The organism is Oscillibacter sp. UBA6647 (assembly GCA_002455655.1).
Classification (GTDB): Bacteria; Bacillota; Clostridia; order Oscillospirales; family Oscillospiraceae; genus Oscillibacter.
In genome coordinates, this window is the sequence record DKLF01000037.1 from 23,568 (window position 1) to 24,602 (window position 1,035).

The 1,035-nt window shown below is 57.9% G+C and carries 2 protein-coding genes; both read left to right on the forward strand.

What is annotated here, in order from left to right:
* The first annotated feature begins 63 nt into the window (after window positions 1-63).
* A complete protein-coding gene (locus B2W96_RS03225) occupies window positions 64-414 on the forward strand; it encodes a TSUP family transporter (protein WP_293008497.1) in 351 nt (116 codons plus the stop codon).
* Entirely contained in the window at window positions 411-812 is a 402-nt protein-coding gene (locus B2W96_RS03230) for a sulfite exporter TauE/SafE family protein (protein WP_293008499.1), read from the forward strand. The genes B2W96_RS03225 and B2W96_RS03230 overlap by 4 nt, the downstream gene beginning before the upstream one ends.
* Window positions 813-1,035: the final 223 nt, after the last annotated feature.

The following is a 1,035-nucleotide window of genomic DNA, read 5'->3' on the forward strand; positions in this document are numbered from 1 at the left end:
CCATCCGCAAGCTTTCCGGAGGCCTCGCCTCCGGAAATACATAGAAACCGGGGGGTGGCAGACATGAACGAGAAATGGCGGGGGCGAGTCGCGGGCGCGGCGGCGGGGCTTGCAAACGGCCTGTTCGGCGGCGGCGGCGGAATGGTGTTTATCCCGGTGATGAGCAGGTCTTCCTTAAAAAAACAAACGTTGTACGCCACCTGTGTGGCGGTAATTTTTCCCATCTGCGCGGTGTCGGCGGCGGTGTATTTTCTGCGGGCGGAGTTGTCTTTGAAAACCGCCCTGCCTTACTTGCTGGGCGGGCTCGCGGGGGGCTCTTTAGGGGGGCGGCTGTACGGAAAAATTTCCGCCAAGTGGCTTAAACGGCTGTTTGCCGTTTTTCTTTTCTACGGAGCGGTGAGGTATCTGCTGTGAATTGGCTGCTGCCCTTTTTCTGCGGGCTGGGGGCCAGCATCCTCTCCGCTTGGGGCGTGGGTGGCGGAACACTTCTGCTGCTGGTAATGACGCTGTTTCTGGGTGTGGATCAGCGGACAGCGCAGGGCATCAATCTGCTGTTTTTTCTGCCCACTGCCGCCGGCGCGCTGGTGTTTCACTGGAAAAACGGATTTTTGGACAAGCCCACACTCAAGCGCTCTATTCCCTGGGCAGTCCTCTTTGCCCTCGGGGGTGCATGGGCCGCCACGGCGGTGGAGGTAGAGCTGCTGCGCAAACCCTTCGGCATCTATCTGTTGGCTTCGGGCGTTTCGCTGCTGTGGCCCCAAAAAAAGAAACCGGAAGAATCGCCGGAGGCCCATCCGGAGAAAACGCCTTAGGTAAGACGGAATCGGCTTTTTTATGCTCGAGAGGATCGGAAATTCTTTTTAAAATTAAACGCTGCGCCGATAAACCACGCGGGGGAAAACGTCTCAGACGTTTTCCCCCGTTTCTGCGCCGATATCCGGCGTTTCATTTTTTTTAGATTCTCCTGCGTCGGAAAGGATTCCCATCGCCGCGCCGTTGACCAGGCGGTCCGCCTGCCGGACCAAATCCTCTCTG